The sequence below is a fragment of the Streptomyces sp. NBC_00483 genome (genome assembly GCF_036013745.1).
Taxonomy (GTDB): domain Bacteria; phylum Actinomycetota; class Actinomycetes; order Streptomycetales; family Streptomycetaceae; genus Streptomyces.
On record NZ_CP107880.1, the window covers coordinates 7,424,547 to 7,450,673 of the forward strand.

Annotated in this window: 25 protein-coding genes; 16 read left to right on the forward strand and 9 right to left on the reverse strand. The window is 71.1% G+C overall.

Annotation, left to right across the window (positions count from 1 at the left end; all coding sequences use genetic code 11):
- Positions 1–117: 117 nt before the first annotated feature.
- Both OHA73_RS33205 and OHA73_RS33210 read right to left on the reverse strand, forming a co-directional pair.
- Positions 118–1,014 (reverse strand): 2-hydroxy-3-oxopropionate reductase, encoded by an 897-nt coding sequence (locus tag OHA73_RS33205; RefSeq protein ID WP_266715271.1) that lies wholly within the window; start codon positions 1,012–1,014, stop codon positions 118–120.
- Positions 1,015–1,112: 98 nt separating this feature from the next.
- Positions 1,113–1,949 (reverse strand): TIM barrel protein, encoded by an 837-nt coding sequence (locus tag OHA73_RS33210; protein WP_266715272.1) that lies wholly within the window; start codon positions 1,947–1,949, stop codon positions 1,113–1,115.
- Between the two features lie 501 nt (positions 1,950–2,450).
- Here OHA73_RS33210 and OHA73_RS33215 point away from each other — a divergent pair.
- The 8 genes from OHA73_RS33215 (at position 2,451) to OHA73_RS33250 (ending at position 9,752) form a co-directional block, all read left to right on the forward strand.
- Complete coding sequence (locus tag OHA73_RS33215; protein WP_267068721.1) at positions 2,451–2,717, forward strand: hypothetical protein; 267 nt, start codon at positions 2,451–2,453, stop codon at positions 2,715–2,717.
- A 50-nt stretch (positions 2,718–2,767) separates the two neighbouring features.
- A complete protein-coding gene (locus OHA73_RS33220; protein ID WP_371591162.1) occupies positions 2,768–3,079 on the forward strand; it encodes a helix-turn-helix domain-containing protein in 312 nt (103 codons plus the stop codon).
- Positions 3,080–3,239: 160 nt separating this feature from the next.
- Positions 3,240–3,746 carry a 2-oxo-4-hydroxy-4-carboxy-5-ureidoimidazoline decarboxylase gene (gene uraD / locus OHA73_RS33225; RefSeq protein ID WP_267068720.1) on the forward strand — a complete coding sequence of 169 codons (507 nt, stop codon included), beginning with the start codon at positions 3,240–3,242 and terminating at the stop codon, positions 3,744–3,746.
- Positions 3,747–3,766: 20 nt separating this feature from the next.
- On the forward strand, positions 3,767–4,177 hold the full coding sequence (uraH, locus tag OHA73_RS33230) for a hydroxyisourate hydrolase (RefSeq protein ID WP_266715276.1): 411 nt from the start codon (positions 3,767–3,769) through the stop codon (positions 4,175–4,177).
- Between the two features lie 5 nt (positions 4,178–4,182).
- Complete coding sequence (gene pucL / locus OHA73_RS33235) at positions 4,183–5,118, forward strand: factor-independent urate hydroxylase (RefSeq protein ID WP_266715277.1); 936 nt, start codon at positions 4,183–4,185, stop codon at positions 5,116–5,118.
- 86 nt (positions 5,119–5,204) lie between these two features.
- Positions 5,205–6,611, forward strand: coding sequence for a nucleobase:cation symporter-2 family protein (locus OHA73_RS33240; protein ID WP_267068718.1), 1,407 nt, complete (start codon positions 5,205–5,207; stop codon positions 6,609–6,611).
- A 46-nt stretch (positions 6,612–6,657) separates the two neighbouring features.
- Positions 6,658–8,043 carry an 8-oxoguanine deaminase gene (locus OHA73_RS33245; protein WP_266715279.1) on the forward strand — a complete coding sequence of 462 codons (1,386 nt, stop codon included), beginning with the start codon at positions 6,658–6,660 and terminating at the stop codon, positions 8,041–8,043.
- 356 nt (positions 8,044–8,399) lie between these two features.
- Positions 8,400–9,752 carry a nucleobase:cation symporter-2 family protein gene (locus tag OHA73_RS33250; RefSeq protein ID WP_266718989.1) on the forward strand — a complete coding sequence of 451 codons (1,353 nt, stop codon included), beginning with the start codon at positions 8,400–8,402 and terminating at the stop codon, positions 9,750–9,752.
- A gap of 49 nt (positions 9,753–9,801) precedes the next feature.
- On the opposite strand, the gene OHA73_RS33255 is transcribed toward OHA73_RS33250, so the two are convergent.
- From OHA73_RS33255 to OHA73_RS33270, 4 genes are all read right to left on the reverse strand, one after another.
- Positions 9,802–10,755 carry a hypothetical protein gene (locus tag OHA73_RS33255; RefSeq protein ID WP_327656877.1) on the reverse strand — a complete coding sequence of 318 codons (954 nt, stop codon included), beginning with the start codon at positions 10,753–10,755 and terminating at the stop codon, positions 9,802–9,804.
- Positions 10,756–11,010: 255 nt separating this feature from the next.
- Positions 11,011–11,433 (reverse strand): acyl-CoA thioesterase, encoded by a 423-nt coding sequence (locus OHA73_RS33260; RefSeq protein ID WP_327656878.1) that lies wholly within the window; start codon positions 11,431–11,433, stop codon positions 11,011–11,013.
- Positions 11,434–11,515: 82 nt separating this feature from the next.
- Positions 11,516–12,148: a hypothetical protein gene (locus OHA73_RS33265; protein WP_327656879.1), complete on the reverse strand. Its 633-nt coding sequence runs from the start codon at positions 12,146–12,148 to the stop codon at positions 11,516–11,518.
- 128 nt (positions 12,149–12,276) lie between these two features.
- Positions 12,277–12,870 (reverse strand): histidine phosphatase family protein, encoded by a 594-nt coding sequence (locus tag OHA73_RS33270; protein ID WP_267068714.1) that lies wholly within the window; start codon positions 12,868–12,870, stop codon positions 12,277–12,279.
- A 246-nt stretch (positions 12,871–13,116) separates the two neighbouring features.
- Here OHA73_RS33270 and OHA73_RS33275 point away from each other — a divergent pair, with 246 nt between their 5' ends.
- A complete protein-coding gene (locus OHA73_RS33275; protein WP_327656880.1) occupies positions 13,117–16,047 on the forward strand; it encodes a DEAD/DEAH box helicase in 2,931 nt (976 codons plus the stop codon).
- Positions 16,044–17,366, forward strand: a complete 1,323-nt coding sequence (locus OHA73_RS33280) for an SWIM zinc finger family protein (protein WP_327656881.1) — start codon at positions 16,044–16,046, stop codon at positions 17,364–17,366. The genes OHA73_RS33275 and OHA73_RS33280 overlap by 4 nt, the downstream gene beginning before the upstream one ends.
- Positions 17,367–17,554: 188 nt before the next feature.
- On the opposite strand, the gene OHA73_RS33285 is transcribed toward OHA73_RS33280, so the two are convergent.
- Both OHA73_RS33285 and OHA73_RS33290 read right to left on the reverse strand, forming a co-directional pair.
- Entirely contained in the window at positions 17,555–18,196 is a 642-nt protein-coding gene (locus OHA73_RS33285; protein WP_371591061.1) for a peptidase, read from the reverse strand.
- Between the two features lies 1 nt (position 18,197).
- A complete protein-coding gene (locus tag OHA73_RS33290; protein ID WP_266715287.1) occupies positions 18,198–19,406 on the reverse strand; it encodes a pyridoxal phosphate-dependent aminotransferase in 1,209 nt (402 codons plus the stop codon).
- A gap of 106 nt (positions 19,407–19,512) precedes the next feature.
- Between OHA73_RS33290 and OHA73_RS33295 the strand changes: the two genes are divergently transcribed.
- The 6 genes from OHA73_RS33295 (at position 19,513) to OHA73_RS33320 (ending at position 25,393) form a co-directional block, all read left to right on the forward strand.
- Positions 19,513–20,148 (forward strand): winged helix-turn-helix transcriptional regulator, encoded by a 636-nt coding sequence (locus OHA73_RS33295; RefSeq protein WP_327656882.1) that lies wholly within the window; start codon positions 19,513–19,515, stop codon positions 20,146–20,148.
- A gap of 386 nt (positions 20,149–20,534) precedes the next feature.
- Complete coding sequence (locus OHA73_RS33300; RefSeq protein WP_267068710.1) at positions 20,535–21,317, forward strand: MHYT domain-containing protein; 783 nt, start codon at positions 20,535–20,537, stop codon at positions 21,315–21,317.
- A 60-nt stretch (positions 21,318–21,377) separates the two neighbouring features.
- Positions 21,378–23,933, forward strand: a complete 2,556-nt coding sequence (locus tag OHA73_RS33305) for a sensor histidine kinase (RefSeq protein ID WP_327656883.1) — start codon at positions 21,378–21,380, stop codon at positions 23,931–23,933.
- Between the two features lie 53 nt (positions 23,934–23,986).
- A complete protein-coding gene (locus OHA73_RS33310; protein ID WP_266718993.1) occupies positions 23,987–24,376 on the forward strand; it encodes a roadblock/LC7 domain-containing protein in 390 nt (129 codons plus the stop codon).
- Complete coding sequence (locus OHA73_RS33315; protein WP_266715291.1) at positions 24,373–24,825, forward strand: DUF742 domain-containing protein; 453 nt, start codon at positions 24,373–24,375, stop codon at positions 24,823–24,825. The genes OHA73_RS33310 and OHA73_RS33315 overlap by 4 nt, the downstream gene beginning before the upstream one ends.
- Positions 24,806–25,393: a GTP-binding protein gene (locus OHA73_RS33320; protein WP_403720000.1), complete on the forward strand. Its 588-nt coding sequence runs from the start codon at positions 24,806–24,808 to the stop codon at positions 25,391–25,393. Before OHA73_RS33315 ends, OHA73_RS33320 begins: the two co-directional genes overlap by 20 nt.
- A gap of 97 nt (positions 25,394–25,490) precedes the next feature.
- Here OHA73_RS33320 and OHA73_RS33325 read toward each other — a convergent pair whose 3' ends face one another.
- A complete protein-coding gene (locus OHA73_RS33325) occupies positions 25,491–26,096 on the reverse strand; it encodes a dihydrofolate reductase family protein (RefSeq protein ID WP_327656884.1) in 606 nt (201 codons plus the stop codon).
- Between the last annotated feature and the right edge of the window lie 31 nt (positions 26,097–26,127).

Genomic DNA, 26,127 nt, shown 5'->3' on the forward strand with positions numbered 1-26,127 from the left:
CAGCTACGTCAACAGTTTGTTGAAGTTATGGGTACGCGAATGTGGTTCCGGGCCGCGGCGGCGCCTGGGCGCGACAGGACAGGTGTCAGCGCCGCCACGGCCCGGAAGTCTTGGGCGTTACGCCACGTCGTTGCCCGACAGGCGCTCCACCGCGCGCAGCAGCGCCGAGTGGTCGAGGCCGCCGTCGCCCTGGGTGCGCAGCGAGGCGACCAGCTGGGCGACCGTGGCGCCGACGGGCAGCGCGGCACCGACATTGCGGGCGGCGTCGGTGACGATGCCCATGTCCTTGTGGTGCAGGTCGATGCGGAAGCCCGGCTTGAAGTCCCGGTTCAGGAAGTTGTCCTTCTTGCGGGTCAGCACGGTGGAGCCGGCGAGGCCGCCGTTCAGGACGTCCAGGGCCGCCTTCAGGTCGACGCCGGACTTCTCCAGGAAGACCACGGCCTCGGCGCACGCCTGGATGTTCACGGCGACGATCAGCTGGTTGGCGGCCTTCACGGTCTGGCCCGAGCCGTGCGGACCGCACAGCACGATGGTCTTGCCGAGCGCGTCGAGCAGCGGCTTGGCCTCGTCGAACTCGGCCTGCTCACCGCCGACCATGATGGACAGGACGGCCTCGATCGCGCCGGCCTCGCCACCGGAGACGGGGGCGTCCAGGACGCGAATTCCCTTGTCCTTGGCGGCCTTTGCGAGGTCGACCGAAGTCTGCGGGGTGATCGAGGACATGTCGACGAGCAGCGCGCCGCTCTTCGCGTTCTCCAGGATCCCGTCGGGACCGTAGGCGATCGCCTCGACCTGCGGGGAGGCCGGAACCATCGTCACGACGACATCGGCGTCCTTGACGGCCTCGGCGATCGACTTGGCGGCGGTGCCGCCCGCGGTCGTGAGACGGTCCAGCTTGTCCTGCTCCAGGGTGAAGCCCGTGACGTCGTAACCGGCCTTGATCAGGTTCTCCGACATGGGGGAGCCCATGATGCCGAGACCGATCCACGCGACCTTGGGGAGGTTGTTGCTCATGAGGGTTGCTCCTAAGGCTCTAGCTGCAACGCTGTAGCCGTAACAGCGTTGATACGTCTATGAGTTGGCGTCCGCCGCGCGTCCGCCGGAGGCTCGGCTCAGGCCGCGCGGTGTTCGCGCGGCAGCCAGTCGAAGGCCTCGGCGCTCGGGGCGTCGCCCGGCTTGTACTCCAGGCCCACGTAGCCCTCGTAGCCGGCCTTCTTCAGCTGGTCGAGCAGGTCTTCCAGCGGCAGCGAGCCGGTGCCCGGAGCGCCGCGGCCCGGGTTGTCGGCGATCTGCACGTGCGCCGTCTTGTCGGTGTAGGAGCTGATGATCGCCGTCAGGTCCTCGCCGTTCATGGACAGGTGGTACAGGTCCATCAGGAACTTGGCGTTGCCGAGGCCGGTCGCCGCGTTCACCTTGTCCACGATCTCGATCGCCTTCGGGGCGCTGACGATCGGGCACTTCGGCGACTCGGGCGCGTTGAGCGCCTCGATCAGCAGCACGGCGCCGACGCGGTCGGCCGCGCGGGCCGCCAACACCAGGTTCTCCAGGGCGAGTTCGTCCTGCTCCTGCTCCGAGGTGCCGTCGACGCGGTTGCCGTACAGCGCGTTGAGCGCCGTGCAGCCGAGGGACTGCGCGAAGTCGGCCGCGACGTCGATGTTCGCGCGGAACTTCTCGCTCTCCTCGCCGGGGATCGACAGGGCGCCCCGGTCCGGGCCCGGCAGCTGACCCGCGTAGAAGTTCAGGCCGGTGAGCTGGACGCCCGCGTCGTTGATCGCGGCGCGCAGCGCGTCGAGCTCGGACTGCTCGGGGGTGGGGGCGTCGACCCAGGGCCACCAGAGCTCGACCGCGGTGAAGCCCGCCGCGGCGGCGGCCGCGGGGCGCTCCAGGAGCGGGAGCTCGGTGAAGAGGATCGACAGGTTGACGTTGAAGCGCTGGTCAGCGAAGCCCATCAGGGTCGGCGCTCCCTTCCGGTCGGTGTCCGGTACGGGGCCGGGTGCGAGCCACCCGGTGATTCCGTATTGCGGAAGTTCGTTTCTACTTGATGGAAGATTGCCTGCAAGGGCTCGCGGCTGTCAAGGGGGGGTCGTCGATTTTCGCCCCGCCCTCGCGTTCGTCCGGGCCTCAAGAAACCGGTGCGTGACACGTGTTTGGCCGTGAAGTTCGGGGAAGGTGAACGCCCGTTGCCGGTCACGGGAGTTGGGGGAGATGGGCGGACCCCGGCCGTCAGCGCCGCGCTGAGCGCCACCGACATGGAGAACCCGTACCTGTTCAAGGTGCCGCCCTCCAACGCCCAGCTGCGCAAGGGCAGCCCGCAGGACGCGCAACGCCGCTCTACCGGACCTACGAGAGCGCGAGCAGCACATGCCCCGCACCTTGATCCCCGACCTGACCTCCGCTCTGATCCCCACGGTGGCTCCCGGTGACCGCCCCGCGCACGTTAGGTTGAACGCGTGCGATTGAGAGTGGAGTTCACGACGGAGCCCTTCGACCTGGAGGAGGCCCCCGAGCACGCGCTCGCGGCGCGCCGGGTCATCGAGGCGGCCGATCTCGACGAGGTCGACGTGGGGCCGTTCGGCAACACGGCGGAGGGCGGTGCGGACGAGGTCCTGACCGCGGTCGACGCCCTGCTGCGCAGCAGCCTCGAAAGCGGGGCGACGCGCATCTCGCTGCAGGTCAACGTGGTGGGGGACCCCCAGGGGAAGGGTGACGACGCGTGAACGACACCGGGGACGCCTTCATCACGGCGGTGAAGCCACTGGTCGACGCCATGGGCGGGGAGATGGTGCCGCCGGACGGCGCGGGCCCCGACGACGTCGTGCTGGCGTGGCAGGGGGCCGATGTCGTGGCCGTGCGCCTGCCCCAGCTGGCGGACTCGCTCGACCACATCCTGGCCGCCATGGAGCGCACCAAGGGGATGCCGCTGTCCGCGCTCGACCGCAAGCAGAAGCAGGAGGCGGTACGGCTCCTGGAAGCGCGCGGAGCGTTCTCCGTGCGGCACGGTGTGGAGACCGTGGCCGGCGCCCTCGGCGTTTCCCGCTTCACCGTCTACAACTATCTCAACCGGGACAAGACCCCCTGACCTGGGACGATACCGAGCCAGGCGCCCGCCTCCACGCCGCCGTCCGATATCCGGACGGCGGTTTTTTGTAACTCCGAGTTTTCAACAAAGTGTTGACGTGATGTTTCCGGGGGCGTTAGCTATCTGCAGCCCGTCCAGCACAAGGCCACGGAGGCACCCCGTGACTTCAGGTTCCACGCCGGGTCTGACCCGGTTCAACACCTCGGACGAGAGCGCGGCCCAGGCCGAGCTCCACGAGGTGTGTGCTTCATCGGCGTGGGGGAGCAAGCTTCTCGCCCAGCGCCCCTTCGCTTCCGCAGAGACCCTCTTCACCGCCAGTGACGCCGCGATGGCCGAGCTGACCGCGGACGACCTCGACGAGGCGATGGCGGGGCACCCGCCGATCGGCCGCCCGAAGCCCGGCGACCCGACGTCCTCGCGTGAGCAGCGCGGCATGGCGGGGGCCTCCGAGGAGCTCAAGAAGGAGATGCTCGAGCTCAACCTGGCGTACCAGGACAGGTTCGGTCATGTCTTCCTCATCTGCGCCACCGGCGCGACCGCGGAGCAGATGCTCGATGCGCTCAAGGACCGGATCGGCCACACGGCCGAGGAGGAGCGGGAGATCGTCCGCACCGAACTGGGGAAGATCAACCGCATCCGCCTGACCCGCATCGTAGAAGCACCGTAAGAACAGGAAGCGAACGCCTGATGAGCACCGAGACCACGGCATCGGTGTCCACGCACATTCTGGACACCAGCATCGGACGCCCCGCCGAGGGCGTCGCCATCTCCCTTGCCGCGCGCGCCGGTTCGGGCGCCGAGTGGCAGGCGCTCGGCGGCAGTGCCACCGACGCGGACGGGCGCTGCAAGGACCTGCCGGCGCTGCCGGAGGGCACCACCCACGTACGCCTCGACTTCGAGACCGAGGCGTACTTCGACAAGAAGTCCGCCAACCAGCAAGCCGATGCGACGCAGGACGCCCCCGCGAATCGGGACAGCGACACGACCGGAGCGTTCTTCCCGGAGGTGGCGATCACGTTCGCCGTCAAGCCGGGCGAGCACTACCACGTGCCGCTGCTGCTCAACCCGTTCGGCTACTCCGTTTACCGAGGGAGCTAGCAGACATGCCCACGATCCTGGGTCACAACCAGTACGGCAAGGCCGAGAACCGAGTCGTAAAGATCACGCGGGACGGCGACACCCACCACATCAAGGACCTGAACGTCTCGGTCGCCCTCAGCGGTGACCTCGACGACGTGCACCTCACCGGGTCGAACGCCAACTGCCTGCCGACGGACACCACCAAGAACACCTGCTTCGCCTTCGCCAAGGAACACGGCATCGAGTCGGCGGAGCAGTACGGGATCGAGCTCGCCCGGCACTTCGTCGAGAGCCAGCCGTCCATCCACCGGGCGCGCATCCGCATCGAGGAGTACTCGTGGGAGCGCATCGCCGGCTCCGACGCGGGCTCCAAGTTCATCGGCGCCGACGAGGTCAAGCACTCCTTCGTCCGCAAGGGCCAGGAGACGCGGCTCGTTCAGGTCACGTACGACGGCGAGAAGTTCGAAGTCCTGTCCGGGCTCAAGGACTTGACCGTGATGAACACCACGAACTCCGAGTTCTGGGGCTACATCAAGGACAAGTACACGACGCTCAAGGAGGACTACGACCGCATCCTCGCGACGTCGCTGTCGACCTGGTGGCGGCACAACTGGACGGGCGTCGACGACGAGCGCACGCCCAACTGGAACAAGTCGTACGAGCAGTCGAAGAAGCACATCCTCCAGGCCTTCGTCGAGACGTACTCGCTGTCGCTGCAGCAGACCCTCTTCCAGATGGGTTCGCGCGTCATCAACAACCGCAGCGAGATCGACGAGATCCGCTTCTCCGCGCCGAACAAGCACCACTTCCGGCAGGACCTCTCGGCCTTCGGCCTGGAGAACGAGGCGAAGGACGGCGCCGTGTACTGGGCCGCCGACCGCCCCTACGGCCTGATCGAGGCCACCATCCTCAGGGACGGCGCGGACCAGCGCATCCCGGTCGACATGACCAACCTCTGACGCTCTGTGCGTAGTTGACGCGGCAGCGCGCCCCTTCCCACCCGCAGTAGGCAGGGGCGCGCAGCACCCGGAGGGAACATAAAGCAATGGCAGTGCCAGCAAAGGGGCCGGCTGAAGCCGAGGGCCCGTGTTCCACCCCATCGGAGAGCACCGCATCGCAGGTGCACCCGGTGGACGAAAAGCTCCACCCGTCGCGGCTCGCGCCCGCCGCACTCCAGCACATCGCCGCCATGTACGCCGGCGTCGTCACCCCGCCGCTCATCATCGGCCAGGCCGTCCGCCTCGACACCGCGGGCCAGACCCGGCTGATCGCCGCCTCGCTGCTCATCGCGGGTGTGGCCACCCTGCTCCAGACGCTCGGCGTCAAGGGCTTCGTCGGCAACCGGCTGCCCTTCGTCAACGCCGCGTCCTCCGCGGGCATCGCACCGATGCTCGCCATCGCCGAGACGAACGCCAAAGGCGACCAACTCCCCGCCATTTACGGGGCAGTTATGGTCGCGGGCGTCTTCTGTCTCGCGATCGGCCCGTTCTTCGGCCGGCTGCTGAGGTTCTTCCCGCCGCTCGTCACCGGCGTCGTCATCACCCTCATCGGTGTGACCCTGATGCCCGTGCCCGTCGGCTGGGCCCAGGGCGGCGACAAGACCGCCGCCGACTACGGCGACATGCGCTACCTCGCCCTCGCCGCCTTCACGCTCGTCGTCATCCTGCTGATCCAGCGCTTCGCCACGGGCTTCGTCAAGCAAGTCGCCCTGCTCTTCGGCATGTTGATCGGAACACTCGCCGCGATCCCGTTCGGCATGGCGGACTTCTCTTCGTTGAAGTCGGCGCCCGTGGCCGCGCTCCCGACGCCGTTCGCCTTCGGCGCCCCCGAGTTCCAGCCCGCCGCGATCATCTCGCTCTGCCTCGTCATGCTCGTCCTGATGACCGAGTCGAGCGCCGGCATGCTGGCCATCGGTGAGATCTGCGAGCGCGAGTGCGACGGGAAGACCATCACCCGGGGGCTGCGCACCGACGGCATCGCCACCTTCCTCGGACCGATCTTCGGCGGCCTGCCGACCTCGGCGTTCGCCCAGAACGTCGGCGTCGTCTCGCTGACCAAGGTGCGCAGCCGCTACGTCGTCGCCGTCGCGGGCGGCACCCTCCTGATCCTCGGCATCTTCCCGATGCTCGGCGCGGTCGTCTCCCTGGTCCCCATGCCGGTCCTGGGCGGCGCGGGCATCGTGCTGTTCGGCTCGATCGCCGTCAGCGGCATCCGTACGCTCTCCGAAGCGGGCCTCGACGACAGCTCCAACATCATCCTGGTGGCGGTCTCGCTCGGCGCGGGCATCATCCCGCTCGCCGCACCGAGCTTCTACGCGGACTTCCCGGCCTGGGCGCAGACCGTGCTCGGCTCCGGAATCAGCGCCGGCGCGCTCGTCGCCGTCTCGCTGAACCTTTTCTTCCACCATCTCGGCACCCGTGGCGCACCTGCCGCGGCACTCAAATCTTCCTAGGGTCCTGCCGTGCCCACACGTCACACCGACTGAAGGAAGCAGCACCATGGCTCCTGCCACGGCAAACCGCATCGTCATCGAGAACGTCGCCATCGCGACGGTCGACGCGCACGACACCGAGCACGCCTCGGGCCACATCGTCGTGGCGGACAACAAGATCGAGTCCATCGGCGCGGGCCCCGCGCCCGAGGGCCTCGAGAACGTGGTCCGACGCATCGACGGCACCGGCCACCTGGCCACGCCCGGCCTCGTCAACACGCACCACCACTTCTACCAGTGGATCACCCGTGGCCTGGCGACGGACCACAACCTGTTCAACTGGCTGGTGGCGCTGTATCCGACGTGGGCGCGCATCGACGAGCAGATGACATACGCGGCGGCGCAGGGCTCACTCGCGATGATGGCCCGCGGCGGTGTCACCACCGCCATGGACCATCACTACGTGTTCCCGCAGGGCTCGGGCGACCTCTCCGGATCGATCATCCGGGCCGCCTCCGAGACAGGCGTGCGCTTCACCCTGGCGCGCGGCTCCATGGACCGCAGCGAGAAGGACGGCGGCCTTCCGCCCGACTTCGCCGTCGAGACCCTCGACGGCGCGCTCGCCGCGACCGAGGAGACCGTCAAGAAGCACCACGACGACTCCTTCGACGCGATGACGCAGGTGGCCGTGGCCCCCTGCTCGCCGTTCTCCGTCTCCACCGAACTCCTCAAGCAGGGCGCCGAGTTGGCGCGCCGCCTCGGGGTGCGGCTGCACACCCACGGCAGCGAGACGGTCGAGGAGGAGAAGTTCTGCCACGAGCTGTTCGGCATGGGCCCGACCGACTACTTCGAGTCGACGGGCTGGCTCGGCGAGGACGTGTGGATGGCGCACAGCGTCCACATGAACGACTCCGACATCGCCGCGTTCGGGCGTACGAAGACGGGTGTGGCGCACTGCCCGTCGTCAAATGCCCGGCTGGCGGCGGGAATTGCCCGCGTACCCGACATGCTGGCGGCCGGCGTGCCGGTCGGCCTCGGCGTCGACGGCACCGCCTCCAACGAGTCGGGCGAACTGCACACGGAACTGCGCAACGCCCTCCTCATCAACCGCCTCGGCGCGCACCGCGAGGCGGCCCTGAACGCCCGTCAGGCGCTGCGCCTCGGGACGTACGGAGGCGCCCAAGTCCTCGGCAGGGCAACCCAGATCGGGTCGCTCGAAGCCGGCAAGCTGGCCGACCTGGTGCTGTGGAAGATGGACACCCTCGCCCACGCATCGATCGCCGACCCGGTGACCGCGCTCGTCTTCGGCGCGGCCGCACCGGTCACCCTCTCCCTCGTGAACGGCAAGCCGGTGGTCGAGGACAGCCGCCTGCTGCACGTCGACGAGGACGCCATCGCACGCTCCACGCGTGCGGAGGCGCAGCGGCTCGCGCGGATCACCGCCGAGAGCTGAGTTGTTGAGACTCCGGTCAGGGGGGACGGCCCCTGACCGGGGGCTCGAGCTGCCGAGCGGGCTGCTCGAGTGCCGCCCCGGGAACGTGGCCCAAAGCTTCACGTTCCCGGGGCGGCAGTAGTACCTGGGCGCACAACAACTGAATACCGCAGCACCACCAGTACGACCTTGCACCTTGCACCACCTCCCAGAAGCGAAAAGCGCCGGCGGCCTGCCGGGGCTGGAAAACAACCGGAGGAGCCGCAGTGGCGACGAAGCCCAGGTTCACCAAGCAAGGCACCACCCCCGACGAGCCCGAAGAGGCGCGTGCGGGGCATACCAAACATCCGGTCGACGAGAAGTTGCCACCGCTGAAGATGGCGACGACCGGCCTCCAGCACGTGGCGGCGATGTACGCGGGCGTGGTCGCGCCCCCGCTCATCGTCGGCGCGGCGATCGGCCTCAGCCCGAAGGAACTGACGTTCTTGACGGGCGCCTGCCTGTTCACGGCGGGACTCGCGACCTTCCTTCAGACGCTCGGCATCTGGAAGATCGGCGCCCGGCTGCCGTTCGTGAACGGCGTGACCTTCGCGGGCGTCGCCCCGATGCTCGCCGTCGTCGGCTCGACGAAGGACAAGGACGACGCGCTGCCGATCATCTTCGGCGCGGTGATCGTCGCGGGTGTGCTCGGCTTCATAGCCGCACCCTTCTTCTCCAAGCTGGTCCGCTTCTTCCCACCGGTCGTCACCGGCACGGTCATCACGCTCATCGGTGTCTCGCTGATGCCGGTCGCGTTCGGCTGGGCACAGGGGCCCGACGCCAAGGCGCCGGACTACGGCTCGATGAAGAACCTGGCGCTCGCGGGCATCACGCTCGTGATCGTGCTGATCATCCGCCGCTTCACGGCGGGCTTCGTCAAGCAGATCGCGGTCCTGCTCGGCCTGGTGATCGGCACGGTGATCGCGATCCCGTTCGGCGTCACGGACTTCTCGCCGGTCGGCGAGGCGGACATCGTCGGCTTCCCGACCCCGTTCCACTTCGGCGCCCCGCAGTTCGCGGGCGCGGCCATCGTCTCGATGATCGTCGTCATGGTCGTCTCGATGACCGAGTCGACCGCCGACATGCTCGCCCTCGGTGAGATCGTCGAGCGCCCGGCCGACGAGAAGACGATCGCGGCCGGTCTGCGCGCCGACACCCTCGGCACCGCCATCAGCCCGCTGTTCAACGGCTTCATGTGCAGTGCGTTCGCCCAGAACATCGGTCTCGTCGCGATGACGAAGATCCGCAGCCGGTTCGTGGTCGCGGTCGGCGGTGGCTTCCTCGTCCTGATGGGCCTGTGCCCGATGGCGGCCTCGCTGATCGCCGTCGTGCCGCGCCCGGTGCTCGGCGGCGCCGGCGTCGTGCTGTTCGGCTCGGTCGCGGCCAGCGGTATCCAGACCCTGGTCAAGGCCAACCTGGACAAGGACAACAACGTCCTCATCGTCGCCGTCTCGCTCGCCGTGGGCCTGATCCCGATCGCGGTGCCGGAGTTCTACCACGCGTTCCCGGAGAACGCGAAGATCATCCTGGACTCGGGCATCTCGACGGGTTGTGTCGCGGCGGTCGTCCTGAACCTGCTGTTCAACCACATCGGCAAGGGGCGCGACGCCGACGACGTTACGCATCCGATGGAGTCGGGCGGCGACATCGCGAGCCAGCGCACCGAGCCGACGGCGGCAGGGGCGCACTGAGCTACGCGGCGGGGGTGGCGCGGCCGACGGCGCCACCCCCGCCCGCGTCTCAACCGCCGCACACCGGTGCCGACTTCAGGTATCCGCCCAGATTCTCGTCGTCCGTACCGAGCAGCGCCCGGCCGCCCGCGCCCGGCAGGCACTCCACCGCCTCGATCTTGCGGCCGTCGAACCTGTCCGGCGCGCTCCGCGGCGCGGCGATCCGCAGCGCCGCCGAGCTGCCCGAGGCGTTCAGCGACACCCGTCCCGCCTCGCTCACCGCCGAGGCGAACGGCCCGTCGTCCCCGGCGTCCGAGGCCGAACTCACCATGACCCGGCCGGACTTGGCGATGGATATGTCGGAGACGTGCCGCACATCCCCCTTCGGATAGGCCGCGCGGAACGCCGCCTTGCGTACGCTCCCGAACTCCGCCTCCCCGTACTCGTTGAAGGAGAACGGGGAGGCGAACACCGTCGCCGGGCGGTCTGCGCCCGCGCCCCGGTCCGCCCACACCGCGACCGTCTTCCCGTGCGCCGTGCCGAGTGCGAAGCCTTCGAAGTCCGCGCCCTCGGGGATCGCGGGCAGCGGCGTCAGGTCGAGCACCCGCGCGGTGTTCCCGTCGACGTGCAGCCGGTACACCAGGCCCCTGCTGGCCAGCGCCATGAACTCGCCGTCCGTGCCCGGCACCGCCTCGATCGCCTCCAGGTCCTTGGGCTCCATGCCGTCCCACGCGGCCGGGGTGACCTTCGTGTCCTTCGGCGCCGACGGGTGGAAGGTGACGCGGCTGATCCGCGACTGTCCGGGCTTCTTGTTGTCGTGGACGACGAGGGCGTCCACGGCGCCATCCGCCGCGGCCTTGCCGGAGAGCGCGAGCCCGCTGACCCCGGAGGTGGCGTCGTCGCCGACCTGCTGCCAACCGCCGGTCTGCGGCGCGGTGTCCGCCGGGGCGTCCGCGCGGGCCGGCGCGGCGAGGGCCAGGGTCACCAAGGCGGCGGAGAGCAGGGACTTGTGGCGCAACTGCATGGGCGGGGCCTCTCGCGTAGGGGACGTTCGGCCGGTGCTGAGCACGAGGTTGACGCGCGTAGAAAACCGGGTCGACGGGGACCGTAGCGATCTTCGGGATACGGGGCAAGGGGGTGACGCCGCCCCCACTGCCGGGCCAGGCCGCCTCAACGTCCGGGCAGCGCGAGCGACTTGGCGTAGAAGCGGCTGTCGTCGTAGGCGCGGAACGGGCCGAACGGCGGTGTCGGACGGTAGCCGTCGGCCTCGTAGCGCCGGTCAGAGGCCGAGGACGGCCGGGGCGGAGGCCAGCTCCTTGAAGATCTTCCCCGGGTTCTTCACCAGCTTGCGTTCGGTGAGGTCCATGACGCCGCTCACCGCGGACACCTCGGCCGCCACCGTGCCGTCCGCCTTGCGGATCTTCTGGTGGACGTGGAACACCTTGCCGTCGCCGAACTCGAAGGCGCAGCTCACGTCGACGACCTCGCCCGCGCGCAGCTCCCGCAGATAGCGGATGTTCGTCTCCAGGACGACCGGACCGACGCCGCGGCCGAGCAGCGCCTTGTCGTCGAGTCCTGCGTGCTGCAGGAACGACCAGCGCGCGTGCTCCGCGTACTGCAGATAGACGGCCTGGTTGAGGTGTCCGTTGACGTCGATCTCGTACCCGCGCACCTCGACCGGCACGGAAAACTGCTCTGCCACGACGTTCCTCTCGATGGGGGGCGTTGCGCCGATCATGCCAACAGTCGGGCGGGGGAGGGGATTCCGGCCGCCGTGAGGTGCGTTACGCACGTCTGGGCGACGCCAGGAGGTAGCGGGCCCCGCCGCGCGGCTGCGCGTGCTCGCTCACCTGCCAGCCCGCTTCCCGCAGCGCCTCCGCGCACGCCGCAAGCCCGTCCGGCTCCGGATCCTGTACGGCGACGGCCTCCGGCTGCGGGGTGTCGCGCACGCGGTAACCGGGCGAGGTCCCGCCGGCCGGAGCGCAGCCCGCCGCTTCCAGGGCGAGCGCTGCGGAGGATGCGAGGCGGCCCCGCTCCCAGGCGCACGGCCGGTCCGTCGCGCCGTCCGGGTTGGTCATCCGGCGTATCTCCAACAGGCCCTGCCACGCCGTCCGTACTTCGCGCGCCCGCGCGGGGCCCGTGTCGGCCTCCTGCTCGCCGCCGAGCCGAGCGGCGAACGGGCCACCTGGCGCGGACGGTTCACCGGGTGGCTCGGCGGCCGGTGGCTCGTCCCCGGCCTCGCGCACCCGGTGCCCCGCGGGTGTCAGGAAGTGGTCGTGCGGGGGACGCGGGTGCCGGAACGCCAGCTTCAGCACGACGAGCCGGGCCAGCTGGGCCGGGCTGCCGGAGACCCGGCCGGTCTCCGGATCGGCGGCCTCGATGATGCGGCGCTGCGCGGCAGTCGGCGGTCTGGTCACGGCGTGCCTCCCGTCCGGTGCTCCCTCGACCTGTCCACCGGCCGGGCTCCCCGGCCGGTGGTTCTCCATCTCCAGTCGATGGTGCACGACGGGTATGACAACGGGCCGGGGCGAGCGGGCGGCTGGGCTCAGGGCCGCAGGTTCCAGCCGGAGATCACCGGTCTGCCGTGCTCGAAGGTGAGGCGGCTGACCGTGCCCGTCGACAGCAGGAAGTGCGAGCCGCCCGACGGCGGCAGGCCGAGGCGCCGCGCGGTCAGGACGCGCAGGAAGTGGCTGTGCGACACGAGGACGACGCTGCCTTCGTAGTTGGAGAGCGCCGCGTCGACCTTGGAGAGCATCCGGTCGGCCCGCTCGCCCACCTCCTCCGGCGTCTCACCGGGATGCTCGGGCGGCCCCGGCGGCACCCCGTCGTCGAAGAGGTACCAGTCGGGCCGGGTGCGCTGGATCTCCCGTGTGGTGACGCCCTCGTACGCGCCGTAGTCCCACTCGTGCAGGTCCGAATCGACGGTGTAGCGCGTGAGGCCGGCGAGCTCGGCGGTCTCGCGGGTGCGCTGGAGGGGGCTCACGAAGACCGCCCCCACGTGGTAACTGCCGACGAGGGGCGCGACGCGGCGCGCCTCCTCCCGGCCGTTTTCGGTCAGCGGGATGTCCGTGAGGCCGGTGTGCTGCCCGGTCAGGGCCCATTCGGTCTCGCCGTGCCGGACGAGAAGCAGATCACCCAAGGTTCGCGCCTGTTCGCTTGGAGGTGGGCAGAGGCATGTCCATTGTCTCCGGGCGGGGGCGTACGGGCCCGGCGGGAGGGTCGGACCGGGCCGGTCCGGGCAGTCCGCATGGGCCGCCGGGCACCGGGGAGCGGGCAACAGGGACCGGACGCTGCGCACTGGGCATGGGATCAAGGATTGTCAGACCCGCCCCGTAAGGTCTTAGGGGTCATCGAGGCCTGAGCGGAGAGATGGAAGGGAGGTGGCGTGAGCGTGCCGGAGCTGTCGGGTGTCCCGCTGAGCGCCGCCGCCGTCTTCCTGCCCGATCCGCTGCCCCGCGCGGGGCGGATCGCCTTCTGGTCCCCGGACGCGCCGGACACTCCGAACGGGCAGGGCGGATCGGACTGGGCGGGCTGGTCGGGCCTTGCGGGGGCCGACGGCGAGCTGACCCTCGTGCGGTCGCACGGCTCCACTGTGCGCAGCCACAAGGTTCCCGCCCTCGTGCTGCCGGTCCTCGACGCGCTGCCGCTGCTGCTGCGGGCCCGCCGCACCCGGGGCGCCCACCCGGCGGCGGCCGCCTGGGGTGCGGCCGCGGCGCACGCCCTGCACCTGGTGGCGCGGGGCCGCCTGCTGCCGGGCCTCACCGCCTCCGACCACGACGCGTGGCGCGCGGGCCCGCTCGACGAGGACGACGTGGCGCAGGTGCGGGGCATCGCCGCCGCCCTGCCGCCCGAGGGGTACGCGACGCCGGTGCCGGGGAGCAAACCGCTGCGGGTCCCGCAGCCGGAGGCACTGGTGCGGGCGCTGCTCGACGCGGTGGCGGACGCGCTGCCGCGTACCCCGGCCGCGGCGCACGCGGCGGGCGCGCCGTTCGCTGCCGCGGCCGCCCAGCACATTCCGCGGGCCCGTCCCTGGGCAGTCGAGGCGGCGGCCGGTCTCGACGCGGGCGTGAAGGTGTCGCTGCGGCTCGACCTGTCGCAGGCCGCATTGTTCGACGGGGACGAATTCGACGGGGAGGAAGAGCCGGAGTCGGGGTCCGAGGAAGGCGTGGGCGCACGCCGCGCGGGCGCCGCCATCGTCCAGGTGCACAGCCTCGCCGACCCCACGCGCGTGGTCGACGCCGCCGGACTGTGGGCCGGGGAGGCCGGTGAGCACTTCGGGCCGCGCGCCCGGATCGACGCGGTCCTCGCGGTGCGCCGGGCCGCGCTCGCCTGGCCGCCGCTCGGCCGCCTCCTGGAGCAGGACGTGCCGGACGTGCTCGCCCTGTCCGACGGTGAGCTGACGGATCTGCTCGGGCCCGGCGCGGCGCGCCTCGCCAAGGCTGGCGTCACCCTGCACTGGCCGCGCGACATCGCCCGCTCCCTCACCGCGACCGCCGTGGTGCGCGCGCAGGCCGCGCCCGGCTCGGCGACCGACGGGACGCCGTTCTTCGACAGCGACGAACTGCTGAAGTTCAACTGGCAGGTGGCGCTCGACGGGGACCCGTTGACCGAGCGCGAGATGGACCTGCTCGCCGAGTCGCACCGCGCGGTGGTGCGGCTGCGCGACCAGTGGGTGGTCGTCGACCCCGATCTCGTACGCAAGGCCCGCAAGCGGGAGTTGGGCCTACTCGAGCCCGTCGACGCGTTGGCGGTCGCGCTGACCGGCGAGGCCGAGATCGACGGGGAGCGGGTCGCGGCCGTGCCCGCGGGCCGCCTCGCCGAGCTGCGCGACCGGCTCACCCGGGGCATCGACACGGTCGAGCCGCCCGAGGGCCTGCATGCGACGCTGCGCGACTACCAACTGCGCGGCCTGGCCTGGCTCGACCTCATGACCTCGCTCGGCCTCGGCGGCTGCCTCGCCGACGACATGGGCCTCGGCAAGACCGTCACGCTCATCGCGCTGCACCTGCGCCGTGCCCGGCCCGCGCCCACGCTCGTCGTCTGCCCGGCGTCGCTGCTCGGCAACTGGCAGCGGGAGATCGAGCGGTTCGCCCCCGGCGTCCCGGTGCGCCGTTTCCACGGCGTGGACCGCCAGCTGACCGGCGTCGAGGGCGGCTTCGTCCTCACCACGTACGGCACCCTGCGCACCCGCGCTGGCGAACTCGCGGGACACACCTGGGGCATGGTCGTGGCCGACGAGGCGCAGCACGTGAAGAACCCCAACTCGGCGACGGCGAAGGCGTTGCGCACGATCGGGACGCCCGCGCGCGTGGCGCTCACCGGCACTCCGGTGGAGAACGACCTGTCCGAGCTGTGGGCCCTGCTCGACTGGACGACACCCGGGCTGCTCGGTCCGCTCAAGGCGTTCCGCGCCCGGCACGCGCGCGTGGTCGAGGGCGAGGTCCCGCTGCAGGGCCAGGGCGGGACGAACCCGGAGGCGATCGAGCGCCTCGCCCGGCTGGTGCGCCCGTTCATCCTGCGCCGCAGGAAGTCCGACCCCGGCATCGTCCCGGAACTGCCCCCGAAGACCGAGTCCGACCACCCCGCGCCGCTCACCCGCGAGCAGGTGTCGCTCTACGAGGCCGTGGTGCGCGAGTCGATGGCGCAGATCGAGGAGGCCGAGGGCATCGGCCGGCGCGGCCTGATCATGAAGCTGCTGACGTCGCTGAAGCAGATCTGCAACCACCCGGCGCAGTACCTCAAGGAGGGCCAGGGCGACGGTTCCCGGCCGCGCCTGGCGGGCCGCTCCGGAAAACTCGCCCTCCTGGACGAGCTGTTGGACACGATCGTGGCCGAGGACCGCTCGGTGCTCGTCTTCACCCAGTACGTGGCCATGGCCAAGCTGCTCGCCACGCACCTGACCACCCGCGGCATTCCCAGCCAGCTTCTGCACGGCGGTAGCACGATCGTCGAGCGGGAGCGCATGGTCGACCGTTTCCAGTCCGGCGAGGTGCCCGTCTTCCTGCTCTCCCTGAAGGCGGCCGGCACCGGACTCAACCTCACGCGCGCGGGGCACGTGATCCACTTCGACCGCTGGTGGAACCCGGCCGTGGAGGAGCAGGCCACGGACCGTGCGTACCGCATCGGGCAGACCCAGCCGGTGCAGGTCCACCGGCTCATCACCGAGGGCACGGTGGAGGACCGGATCGCCGAACTGCTCGCCACCAAGCGGGCGTTGGCGGACGCGGTGCTCGGCACCGGCGAGGCGGCGCTCACCGAGCTGACCGACCGGGAGCTCACGGACCTCGTGACGCTGCGCAGGGAGGCGACGCGATGAGCCCGACGCGCAGGCCCACCAGGACGCACCGGCCGCACGTGCCGGGGCGCGCGGGCGCCGACGAGCAGGCGCGGGCCCGGCACCTCGACGCGCGCCGCACGTTCCCGCCGCTGCCGCCGCGCGCAGAGCCGGGCGGCAGCTTCGCCCTGACGTGGTGGGGCAACGCCTGGGTGGACGCCCTGGAGGACTCGGCCCTCGACCAGGGCCGCCTCGCCCGCGGTCGCGCCTACGCGGACCGTGGCCACGTCGACGCGATCACGGTCACCCCGGGCCGCGTCGTCGCCTACGTGCACGGCTCGCGCCCCCGCCCCTACCGGGCCGAACTGCGCCTGCGCACCCTGCCGGAGGAGGCGTGGGACCGCTTCCTGGGCACGGCCGCGGCCCGCCCCGAGCACCTGGCGTCGCTCCTGGACAAGGACGTGCCGCACGCGCTGGCGGCGGCCGCCGATCTGCTGCCCACGGTCGACGACATCACCCCCGAGTGCACCTGCCCGGACCGCGGCCACCCCTGCAAGCACGCGGCGGCGCTCTGCTACCAGACGGCCCGGATCCTCGACGAGGACCCGTTTGTCCTGTTCCTGTTGCGCGGTCGCGGCGAGCAGGAGCTGCTGCGGGAGCTGACCCGGCGCAGCTCGGTGCACGAGGCGGAGGAGCGGTCCAAGGCGCGGGCCCCCGAGCTCGACTCGCTCCCGGCGAAGGACGCGTACGCGGGCGTGCGGGGCGGTCAACTGCCGCCACTTCCACCGGAGTTCCCGGCCCCGCGGTATCCCGAGCGCCCGCCCTCCTACCCGCAGGCGCCGGACGCCCCCGACCCGCTCGCGCTCGACCTGCTCGCCACGGAGGCGGGTGTCCGCGCCCACGCGCTGCTCACCACCGGTGCCGATCCGATCGCCCCGCTCTCCCCGTGGCAGGACGCGGTCCGGCTCGCCGCGGCCCACCCCGGTTCGGGCCTCACGGCGGCGACCCGCGCGCTGTACGCGTCGCTGTCCCGCGGCACCGGGCGTACGCCCACCGACCTGGCGCGTGCGGTCGCCGCCTGGCGCCAGGGCGGTCTTGAGGGCCTCTCGGTCCTGGAGGAGGAGTGGGACCCGCCGGCGGGCCCCTTCGACCGCGCCCGCCCCGCCCTCCTTGCCGTGGGCCACCCGGACTTCCGCCCCCACCGCAACCATCTGTCGACGGCGTCCGTCCAGCTCCGGCTGGGCCGCGACGGCTGGTGGTACGGGTACGAGTCCGATCCCGGGCGGGGCGAGTGGTGGCCCCGCGGGGAGCCGGGCCGTGACCCGGTGTCGGCGCTGGAGTCCCTACTGGGCGGCGGCTGACCCGTTCCCCGGCCGCGGGGCTCCGCCCCGGACCCCGCGCCTCAAACGCCGGCGGGGCTGAAAGGATCGGGGCTCCGCCCCGGACCCCGCGAGTCTCGTCCCAGAGCGGGGCTTGATTGGCCCCGGCGCCCGCAAGCCACTCCGCTCCTCCCGTAGGTGTTAGAGGTTTGATAGGTGGAGGGCCGCCGTCACCGCCCCGCCCCCACAATCGCGGCCAGCGACATGCCGCGCCCGGCGAAGAACTCCTCGAAGCGTTCCACCGGGAGGTCGGCCGTGCGCGTCGCCGCGTCCGTGCCCGAGGGGTTGTGGAAGTGGTAGCCGGAGCCGTCCGGTGTGCGGGCCGTGACGAGGACCAGATGGCCGCCGCGGCCGGGAGCCGGCTCGTGCGGGCGGCGGATCGCGTAGTGCACGGAGGCGATGACCAGGCGTCCCGCGTCGAGCAGTTCGCCGATCTCGTCCGCGCGCAGGGTGCGGTGCACCGCCGCGTCGACGCCGTGCACCTCCCGTACGTACTCCACCGCGGGCGCGTAGATCATGCCGCGGATCTCGCCCTCGGCGTCCACCCGGTACGCACCGAACTTCAGCGCCCCGTCGCGCAGCTCGAAGAGGGAAGGGGCGCCGGGGCCGAGCGCCATGCGCAGGCACGTCGCCCCGCACAGGTGCCCGCACCAGCGCGCGTAGTCCTCGACCGTCGCCGCGCCCGACTGCCGCCACGCGGGATCCCGCGCCCGGTCGAAGCGTCCGGACACGATGGGCCCGACCAGGTCGGGGGAGGCGAACTGGGTGTGGCTGGCGTGCCCACAGGTGCTGCACGAGGTCGTAGAGATCACGTCACTGACGGTATCCGCTCAGGAAGCGACCGATCCGGCTGATCGCGGCATCGAGATCATCGGCGTACGGGAGTGTGAGGATGCGGAAGTGGTCCGGGCTCGGCCAGTTGAAGCCGGTGCCCTGGACGACCTGGATCTTCTCGCGGAGCAGCAGGTCGAGGACGAACTTCTCGTCGTCCACGATCTTGTGCACCTTGGGGTCGATGCGCGGGAAGGCGTACAGCGCGCCCTTGGGCTTCACGCAGCTGACGCCGGGGATCTCGTTCAGCTTCTCCCAAGCCTTGTCGCGCTGCTCCAGCAACCGCCCGCCGGGCGCGGTGAGTTCGTGGATCGACTGGCGGCCGCCGAGCGCGGCCTGGATGGCGTACTGGGCGGGCGCGTTCGGGCACAGGCGCATGGAGGCCAGCATGTTCAGGCCCTCCAGGTAGTTGCGCGCGTGCTGCTGCGGGCCCGTGACCACCATCCAGCCGGAGCGGAACCCGGCCACGCGGTACGTCTTCGAGAGGCCGGAGAAGGTGAGGACGACGAGGTCCGGGGCGAGGGTCGCGGCGGTGTGGTGCACCGCGTCGTCGTAGAGGATCTGGTCGTAGATCTCGTCGGCGAAGACCATGAGGCCGTGGCGGCGGGCCAGGTCGAGGATGCCCTCGATGATTTCCTTCGGATACACCGCGCCCGTCGGGTTGTTCGGGTTGATGATGACGACCGCCTTCGTGCGGTCGGTGATCTTCGACTCCATGTCGGCGAGGTCCGGGTACCAGTCGGACTGCTCGTCGCAGAGATAGTGGACGGCCTTGCCGCCGGAGAGCGTGGTGACGGCGGTCCAGAGCGGGAAGTCCGGGGCGGGGATGAGGACTTCGTCGCCGTCCTCCAGGAGCGCCTGGATCGCCATCGAGACCAGTTCGGACACGCCGTTGCCGAGGAAGACGTCGTCCACGCCGACGTCCAGGCCGAGCGCCTGGTAGCGCTGGGCGACGGCGCGGCGCGCGGAGAGGATCCCGCGCGAGTCCGTGTAGCCGTGCGCCTGCGGGAGCATCCGGATCATGTCCTGGACGATCTCCTCCGGCGCCTCGAAGCCGAACAGCGCCGGGTTGCCGGTGTTCAGGCGCAGCACGCTGTGGCCCGCCTCTTCCAGCGCGTTGGCGTGCTCGATCACCGGGCCGCGGATCTCGTAACAGACCTCGCTCAGCTTGCTCGACTGCCGGAACTCCATGCGCTTGCCCTCCAGGCGGACCAGGTGCCACTGTGCTGAACCGTTGCTGCTTGGTTTTACCAAGTGGGTGCTTGGAAAGTCCAACAAGTTGCATAGACTGCGCGTCATGCCACGCCGAAGTTACGACCAGTACTGCGCCGCAGCCCGCGCCCTCGACGCCGTCGGGGACCGCTGGACCCTCCTGATCGTGCGCGAACTCCTCGCCGGGGCGCGCCGCTACACGGACCTGCACGCCGATCTGCCGGGTGTGAGTACGGACATGCTGGCCACGCGTCTGAAGGGCATGGAGCGGGACGGCATCGCCGTGCGCCGGCGACTGCCCCCGCCCGCTTCCGTGTACGTGTACGAACTCACCCCGCGAGGCCGGGAGTTGCTGCCCGTGTTGCAGGCGCTGGGGGAGTGGGGCGCGCCGGGCCTCGCCGAGCGGCGGCCCACCGACGCGGTGCGGGCGCACTGGCTGGCGCTGCCGTTGTCCCGGCAGTTGGAGGCGTTGGGGGAGTCGGGCGCGGTGGAGGTCCGGGTCGACGAGGGGGTGTTCCATGTCCGGCTGGGCGGGGAGCCCGTGTACGGGGAGGGGGCGTACCCGGACGGGGAGCCGGACGTGCGGCTGACCCTGGAGGCCGAGGTGTGCGGCGAGGTCGCCCGCGGCGCGGTCGGTCTGGTCGAGGCGGTGCGCGGCGGGCGCGTCGCCGTGGTGGGCGAGGGCGCGCTGGCGAAGGCGCTTCGTGACGGGACTTCGTGACGGGACTTCGTGGCGGGGCTCCGTGACGAGGCTTCGTGGCGGGACTTCGTGACGGGGCTTCGTGACGAGGCTTCGTGACGTGCCCCTCCCGGAGAGGCGGCACCTCCCCGGCGCGGCGGCACCTCCTGAAACCTCTCCTCATAGGCGTCCCGCGAGGAACGGCGGCAATGTCCGGACCGTCCCGAGGCGCGGCGTGACAAGAGTCGCAACATCATCCGCGGTCACAGGACGCGCCACTTTGTGAAGATCCCATGAACTCGGGCTCTACCAGTCGGTAACCCCTCTCATTCAGGCCAATTACCGCTCCGATCAAGCCGTGACATGCGTGTTAGCGTCCCGGTCGACCGGGGGGCCGATGTGAAGAGTGAGAGGGACCCGTAGCGAATATGGGGCACATGCACCACATGGCAGGAGGCTGGATCACTCCGGTCCTGTCGTACGTGATGGCGGTCGTGGGATCCGCGCTCGGCCTGCGCTGCACCGCGCGCGCCCAGGACGCCGGACAGCGGTCCAAGCGGAACTGGCTGCTCACCGCGTCCGTCGCGATCGGCGCCGGAATCTGGACGATGCACTTCATCGCGATGCTCGGCTACGCCGTCGACGGCACCGCGATCCGCTACGACATCCCCCTCACCCTGCTGAGCCTTCTCGTGGCGATCCTGGTGGTCGGCGCGGGCATGTTCGTCGCCGGGTACGGCAGGTCGCGCGCCCTCTCCGTCGTGCTCGGCGGTCTCGGCACCGGTCTTGGCGTCGCCGCGATGCACTACATCGGCATGTCGGCGGTGCGGCTCAACGGGTCCCTCTCCTACGACCCCGTGCTCGTGGCCGTCTCCGTGGTGATCGCCGTCGTCGCCGCGTCCGCCGCGCTGTGGGCCGCGCTGTCCGTGCGCGGACCCGTGGTCGCCGCCGTCGCCGCGCTCGTGATGGGCCTCGCGGTGAGCAGCATGCACTACACCGGAATGGCCGCCGTGAAGGTCGGCGTGCACGCGGGAACCGCGCCGCTGTCCGGCGCCACCGCGACCGCGTTCATCCTGCCGCTGGCCGTCGTGCTCGGCTCGTTCCTCTTCCTCACCTGTGCCTTCGTCGCGCTGTCGCCGACGGCCGACGAGCGCGCGCGGAGCGAGGCCGCGGCCCGTCCGCTGCACGAGGTCGAACTGCCCGCCACGTAGGCGCGCGTTCCCCACCCCCCCCACCACACCACTCAGGTCCGGCCGAGGAGCTGTCCCCCCATGTCCGCGCGCTTTCCGCTGCCCGAACGGCTGCGCTCCAAATCGATCAGAGCCAAGGTCGTCACCCTGCTCACGGTCCCCGTCGTCTCCGTGATGGCGCTGTGGGGTCATGCCGCGGTGACCACGGCGTCCCAGATATCCGACAAGGAACAGCTGAAAGAGGTGAACTCGGCGCTCGTCACGCCGATTTCACGGTTCACCGGCGCTGTGCAGGACGAGCGCGCGGCCGCGATGAAGTACCGCGTGGCGCACGACGCCGCCACGCGGCAGGACTTCACCGAGTCAACGGCCCGTACGGACAAGGCTGTTGATGCCCTCAATGCGGGCCTGCGCTCCATCAGCACCGACCTCGCCGACCTCGACGCGTCGCTGCCCGACCGCATCCAGAAGCTGAAGTTCAGCGCCGACTCGCTGTCCGGGCCGCGCCAGAAGGCGCAGGCGCCGGGCGGTACGGAGGGTATCGGCGGATACGACACCGCGGTCCAGCGGGCCATGTCCGTACGGGCCGGACTCGCCGCGGCCGACAGCGACACCGCCCGTACGCTGCTCCAACTCGCCCGCGCGCGCGATGCGTTGAGCCGCCAGGACGCGCTGCTCGGTGCCGCGCACGCGGCCGACGGGGAGATGACGCCCGGCCAGTACCGCGAATTCGTGGGCGACGTGGCGGTGCAGCGCAGCCTCACCGAGGCCGCTCTGCCCGATCTGTCGGGCCGTGACGCCACCGCGTTCCGTGCCGCGCTCGGCACCGCGGGCGCCAAGGACCTGAGCCATGTGCAGGACATGGTCCTCGCCGCGGGCGCGCGGAACGCCGTCGACGCGGTGCCCGCCGGGCGCTGGCAGTCGGATGCGCGGTCCACCCTGACCGCCCTGGACAAGGCCGGGTCGCGCGCGATCGATGAGGCCGCGGGCGCGGAGCCGTACTCCCTTTCCTCCCTGGGCAGTTCGGGCATCGCCGTGATCCTCGGTCTGCTCGGTGTGATCGTGTCGCTGCTGCTCTCCGTACGCATCGGGCGCGGCCTCGTCGCCGACCTCACGGGGCTGCGCAACGCGGCGCTCGACATGGCGGCGACCCGGCTGCCCGCCTCCATGCGGCGCATCCACAACGGCGAGGACGTCGACCTCGACAAGGAGGCGCCGCTCGACGAGACGCCGCACAGCGACGAGGTCGGGCAGGTCGGCGCGGCCCTCACCACCGTGCAGCGCGCGGCGCTGCGCGCGGTCGCGGACCGGGCCGCGGTCCTCACGGGTGTCTCCGGTGTGTACGTGTCGCTGGCCCGGCGCAGCCAGGTGCTGCTGCACCGTCAGCTCGACCTCCTCGACGCGATGGAGCGTCGCACGGAGGACCCCACGGACCTCGAAGACCTGTTCCGCATCGACCACTTGACGACGCGCATGCGGCGGCACGCCGAGTCCCTGCTCATCCTCTCCGGCTCGGCTCCTGGGCGTGCCTGGCGCAACCCGGTGCCGCTGATCGACGCGATCCGGGCGGGGCTCGCGGAGACGCCCGACTTCGACCGGGTCCAGCTCCAGGACATCCCCGACCTTCTCCTCGCGGGCTCGGCCGTCGCCGACGTGGTCCATCTCGTCGCCGAACTCGCCGAGAACGCCTCGGCGTTCTCGCCGCCGCACACTCCCGTGGTGGTGCGCGGTGAGCCGGTCGGCGCGGGCGCCTGCCTGGAGATCGAGGATCGTGGGCTCGGCATGAGTGACGAGGCCCTCGCCGACGCCAACGCGCGTATCAACGCCAGCGACATCGACCTGCTCGACTCCCGCAAGCTCGGGCTCTTCGTGGTCAACCGGCTCTCGGAGCGGCAGCGTCTGGACGTCACACTGCGGCGCTCCATCTACGGGGGCATCACCGCGGTCGTCTTCATCCCGCAGAACCTTCTGGAGGCGTCGCATCCGGGGCTGCGCCCGGTCCCGACGCCGCCAGCGGCCCCCCTCCCACAACGCACCGCGACCCCACCGGCCGACCGCCCCACGCCCCGGGGCTCCGCCCCGGACCCCGCGGGCTCTCGTCCTCAGAGCGGGCTGGATGTGCCCACCCGCCGTCGGCAAACGGAGGGGCTTGAAATGCGGAACCCCGCTGGGCCTGAAGCGCAGCCGCAGGCCCCCCGCCTTGGGCAATCTGCCGCCTTGGGCGGCAGGGTGGGCAAGGCGGCACCCCGGCGCGGCGCGCCCCTCACGGGAGGCGTCGACCCCGGTACGGCGGAGACCCCGGTGCAGCGCACCTACAGTCAGGACGTCGACCCCGGCCCGGCGGAGCCCCCGGTGCAGCGCACCCACAGCCAGGACGCCGACCCCGGCCCGGCCGAGACCCCGGTGCCGCACGCGCACACCCAGGACACCGGCCCGGACGGGCTTCCGCGGCGCGTCCGACAGGCCAGCATCAGCCCCGAGCTGCGGGACAGCGCGCCCGCGCAGGGGGACGGGACCGCCCGTTCGCCGGAGGCCGCCCGCGCCACCATGACGTCGCTGAGCTCGGGTCGCAGACGCGCCCGCGCCGCACGCGAGGAAGGCGGCCCGGCCGCCCCGAACGACGGAGGTCCCCGATGAACACGACGCCCCCGACGTACAACGTCACAGGCCTGGGGGACACCGGCGGCGCCATGGCCATCGACTGGCTCCTCGACGAGCTGGCCGCCCGCGTCTCCGAGGTCCGCTACGTGGTCATGCTCTCCGGCGACGGCCTGTGCGTCGGCGCCTCCACCGGTCTCGGCCGCGACGAGTCCGAACGCTTCTGCGCGATCGCCTCCGGCTTCCACTCCCTCGCCAAGGGCGCGGGCCGCCACTTCGACGCGGGCGGCGTCGTCCAGACGATGGTCGAACTCGAGGGCGGCTTCCTGTTCGTGGTCGCCGCGGGCGAGGGCTCCTGCCTCGCCGTGTTCACCGACGGACACGCCGACATCGGCCTCGTCGCGTACGAGATGGCGCTGCTCGTGGACCGGGTGCGCGAACACCTCGGCGTACCGACCCGCTCGGACGGCGATGCCCCGTGACGACGCCGCCCCCACCACCCGGCCGCCGCCCCGACCGCACGGACGACGCCTGGTCCGACCGCTACGACGAGGACGCGGGGCCCCTGGTCCGGCTCTACGCCATGACCTCGGGCCGCGCCCGCACCGGCAACGGGGCGGAACGCATGGACCTCATGGCCATCGTCCGCCCCACCCACACCAGGCCGAACGGTCCGCTGCCGCCCGAACAGCGCGAGCTGCTCGCCCTGTGCCTGCGCGGCCCGCGCCCCCTCGTCGACCTGGCCTCCGACTCCGGCCTCCCGCTGGGCGTCGTACGCGTCCTGCTCGGCGACCTGACGGCGAAATCCCTCGTCACCGTCGCGCCGCCACAGGCCCCGGCGACCGACTCCGCCACGGGTGAACCCGCCGGCTACGCCCGCCCCGACGCCCACCTCCTCCGAGAAGTGATCAATGGCCTTCGCGCACTCTGACCCGATGACCACACCCGCCCGCACCGACTTCACGGCCCTGAAGGTGCTGATCGCGGGTGGCTTCGGCGTCGGCAAGACCACGATGGTGGAGTCGGTCAGCGAGATCCGCCCGCTGCGCACCGAGGAGGAGCTCACGGTCGCCTCGCGCGGCGTGGACCACCTCGACGGCGTCACCACCAAGTCGACGACGACCGTGGCCATGGACTTCGGCCGCATCACGCTGCGCGAGGACCTCGCGCTGTATCTGTTCGGCACGCCCGGCCAGGACCGGTTCTGGTTCCTGTGGGACGAGTTGGCGACGGGGTGCCTGGGCGCGGTCGTCCTCGCGGACACCCGTCGGCTCGCCGACTGCTTCCCGGCGGTCGACTACTTCGAGAGCCGCGGCATCCCGTTCATCGTCGCGGTGAACTGCTTCGACGGCGTACGTTCCCACTCCTCGGAAGCGGTCTCCCGCGCGCTCGACCTCGGCCCGGAGACCCCGGTGATGCTGTGCGACGCCCGGGACCGGGAGTCCGGCAAGGAGACGCTGATCTCGCTCCTCGAGCAGGTGCTGCGCCGGGACGCGTGACCGCCCGTATGAGCCTGACCTGGTGCCCAGGCTCAGAGAAATCACCGCGACCCGTTGTGTGAACCCGCGGTCGTCCGGGCCGGCGGGCGGGGCGAGGTCACGCAGGGACGTGGAGCGGGGGGTGTTCGAGGACGCGGGGCTTGTACTCGACCAGCTGGATGCGGCCGTCGAAGGTGCGGTGGTCGAGCATGTCGAGGGCGACGTCCGGATAGCCGTCGTAGATGCGTTCTTCACCCGTGGCCCCGGTGATCACCGGGAACATCACGACCCGGAAGCGGTCGACGAGTCCGGCTCGTAGCAGGGAACGGCACAGGCTGAGGCTGCCGATCGTGCTGAGGAGCCCCGTGCCACTCGACTTCATGGCGCGGACCGCCTCGACGGCATCGTCACGCACGAGCGTGGAGTTGGCCCACTCCAGTGGATCCTTGAGTGAGGAGGAGAACACCACCTTGGACGCTTGCGTGAGCTCGTCGACGGACTCCTCTTCCTCGGGCCTGAACTCGTCCTGGCCACTCGGGACCTCGCCTGCGGCGAAGCCCGACATCAGGCGGTAGGTGTTCGCTCCCATCAGGTAGGTGACCTCGGGCTGCTTACCCAGCCAAGCGAGGTACTCCGGGCCCTCGAGGCCCCAGAACCCGGGCCACCCCTCTCCCGATGCATAGCCGTCGAGGGAGGTGATGAAGTCGACGAGAAGCTCTGACATGACGGTTCCCTTCCTGAGGTGTCATGAGTTT

Excerpts from the sequence above, each read along its gene's own strand:
- OHA73_RS33300 (WP_267068710.1), top strand. The coding sequence starts at position 20,535 with ATGGGGCACATGCACCACATGGCAGGAGGCTGGATCACTCCGGTCCTG.
- OHA73_RS33255 (WP_327656877.1), bottom strand. The coding sequence starts at position 10,755 with ATGCAGTTGCGCCACAAGTCCCTGCTCTCCGCCGCCTTGGTGACCCTG.
- OHA73_RS33290 (WP_266715287.1), bottom strand. The coding sequence starts at position 19,406 with ATGGAGTTCCGGCAGTCGAGCAAGCTGAGCGAGGTCTGTTACGAGATC.
- OHA73_RS33305 (WP_327656883.1), top strand. The coding sequence starts at position 21,378 with ATGTCCGCGCGCTTTCCGCTGCCCGAACGGCTGCGCTCCAAATCGATC.
- OHA73_RS33240 (WP_267068718.1), top strand. The coding sequence starts at position 5,205 with ATGGCAGTGCCAGCAAAGGGGCCGGCTGAAGCCGAGGGCCCGTGTTCC.
- OHA73_RS33250 (WP_266718989.1), top strand. The coding sequence starts at position 8,400 with ATGGCGACGACCGGCCTCCAGCACGTGGCGGCGATGTACGCGGGCGTG.
- uraH (WP_266715276.1), top strand. The coding sequence starts at position 3,767 with ATGAGCACCGAGACCACGGCATCGGTGTCCACGCACATTCTGGACACC.
- OHA73_RS33325 (WP_327656884.1), bottom strand. The coding sequence starts at position 26,096 with ATGTCAGAGCTTCTCGTCGACTTCATCACCTCCCTCGACGGCTATGCA.
- OHA73_RS33295 (WP_327656882.1), top strand. The coding sequence starts at position 19,513 with ATGCCACGCCGAAGTTACGACCAGTACTGCGCCGCAGCCCGCGCCCTC.
- OHA73_RS33320 (WP_403720000.1), top strand. The coding sequence starts at position 24,806 with ATGGCCTTCGCGCACTCTGACCCGATGACCACACCCGCCCGCACCGAC.
- OHA73_RS33310 (WP_266718993.1), top strand. The coding sequence starts at position 23,987 with ATGGCCATCGACTGGCTCCTCGACGAGCTGGCCGCCCGCGTCTCCGAG.
- OHA73_RS33220 (WP_371591162.1), top strand. The coding sequence starts at position 2,768 with ATGGGCGGGGAGATGGTGCCGCCGGACGGCGCGGGCCCCGACGACGTC.
- OHA73_RS33210 (WP_266715272.1), bottom strand. The coding sequence starts at position 1,949 with ATGGGCTTCGCTGACCAGCGCTTCAACGTCAACCTGTCGATCCTCTTC.
- OHA73_RS33280 (WP_327656881.1), top strand. The coding sequence starts at position 16,044 with ATGAGCCCGACGCGCAGGCCCACCAGGACGCACCGGCCGCACGTGCCG.
- pucL (WP_266715277.1), top strand. The coding sequence starts at position 4,183 with ATGCCCACGATCCTGGGTCACAACCAGTACGGCAAGGCCGAGAACCGA.
- OHA73_RS33205 (WP_266715271.1), bottom strand. The coding sequence starts at position 1,014 with ATGAGCAACAACCTCCCCAAGGTCGCGTGGATCGGTCTCGGCATCATG.
- OHA73_RS33245 (WP_266715279.1), top strand. The coding sequence starts at position 6,658 with ATGGCTCCTGCCACGGCAAACCGCATCGTCATCGAGAACGTCGCCATC.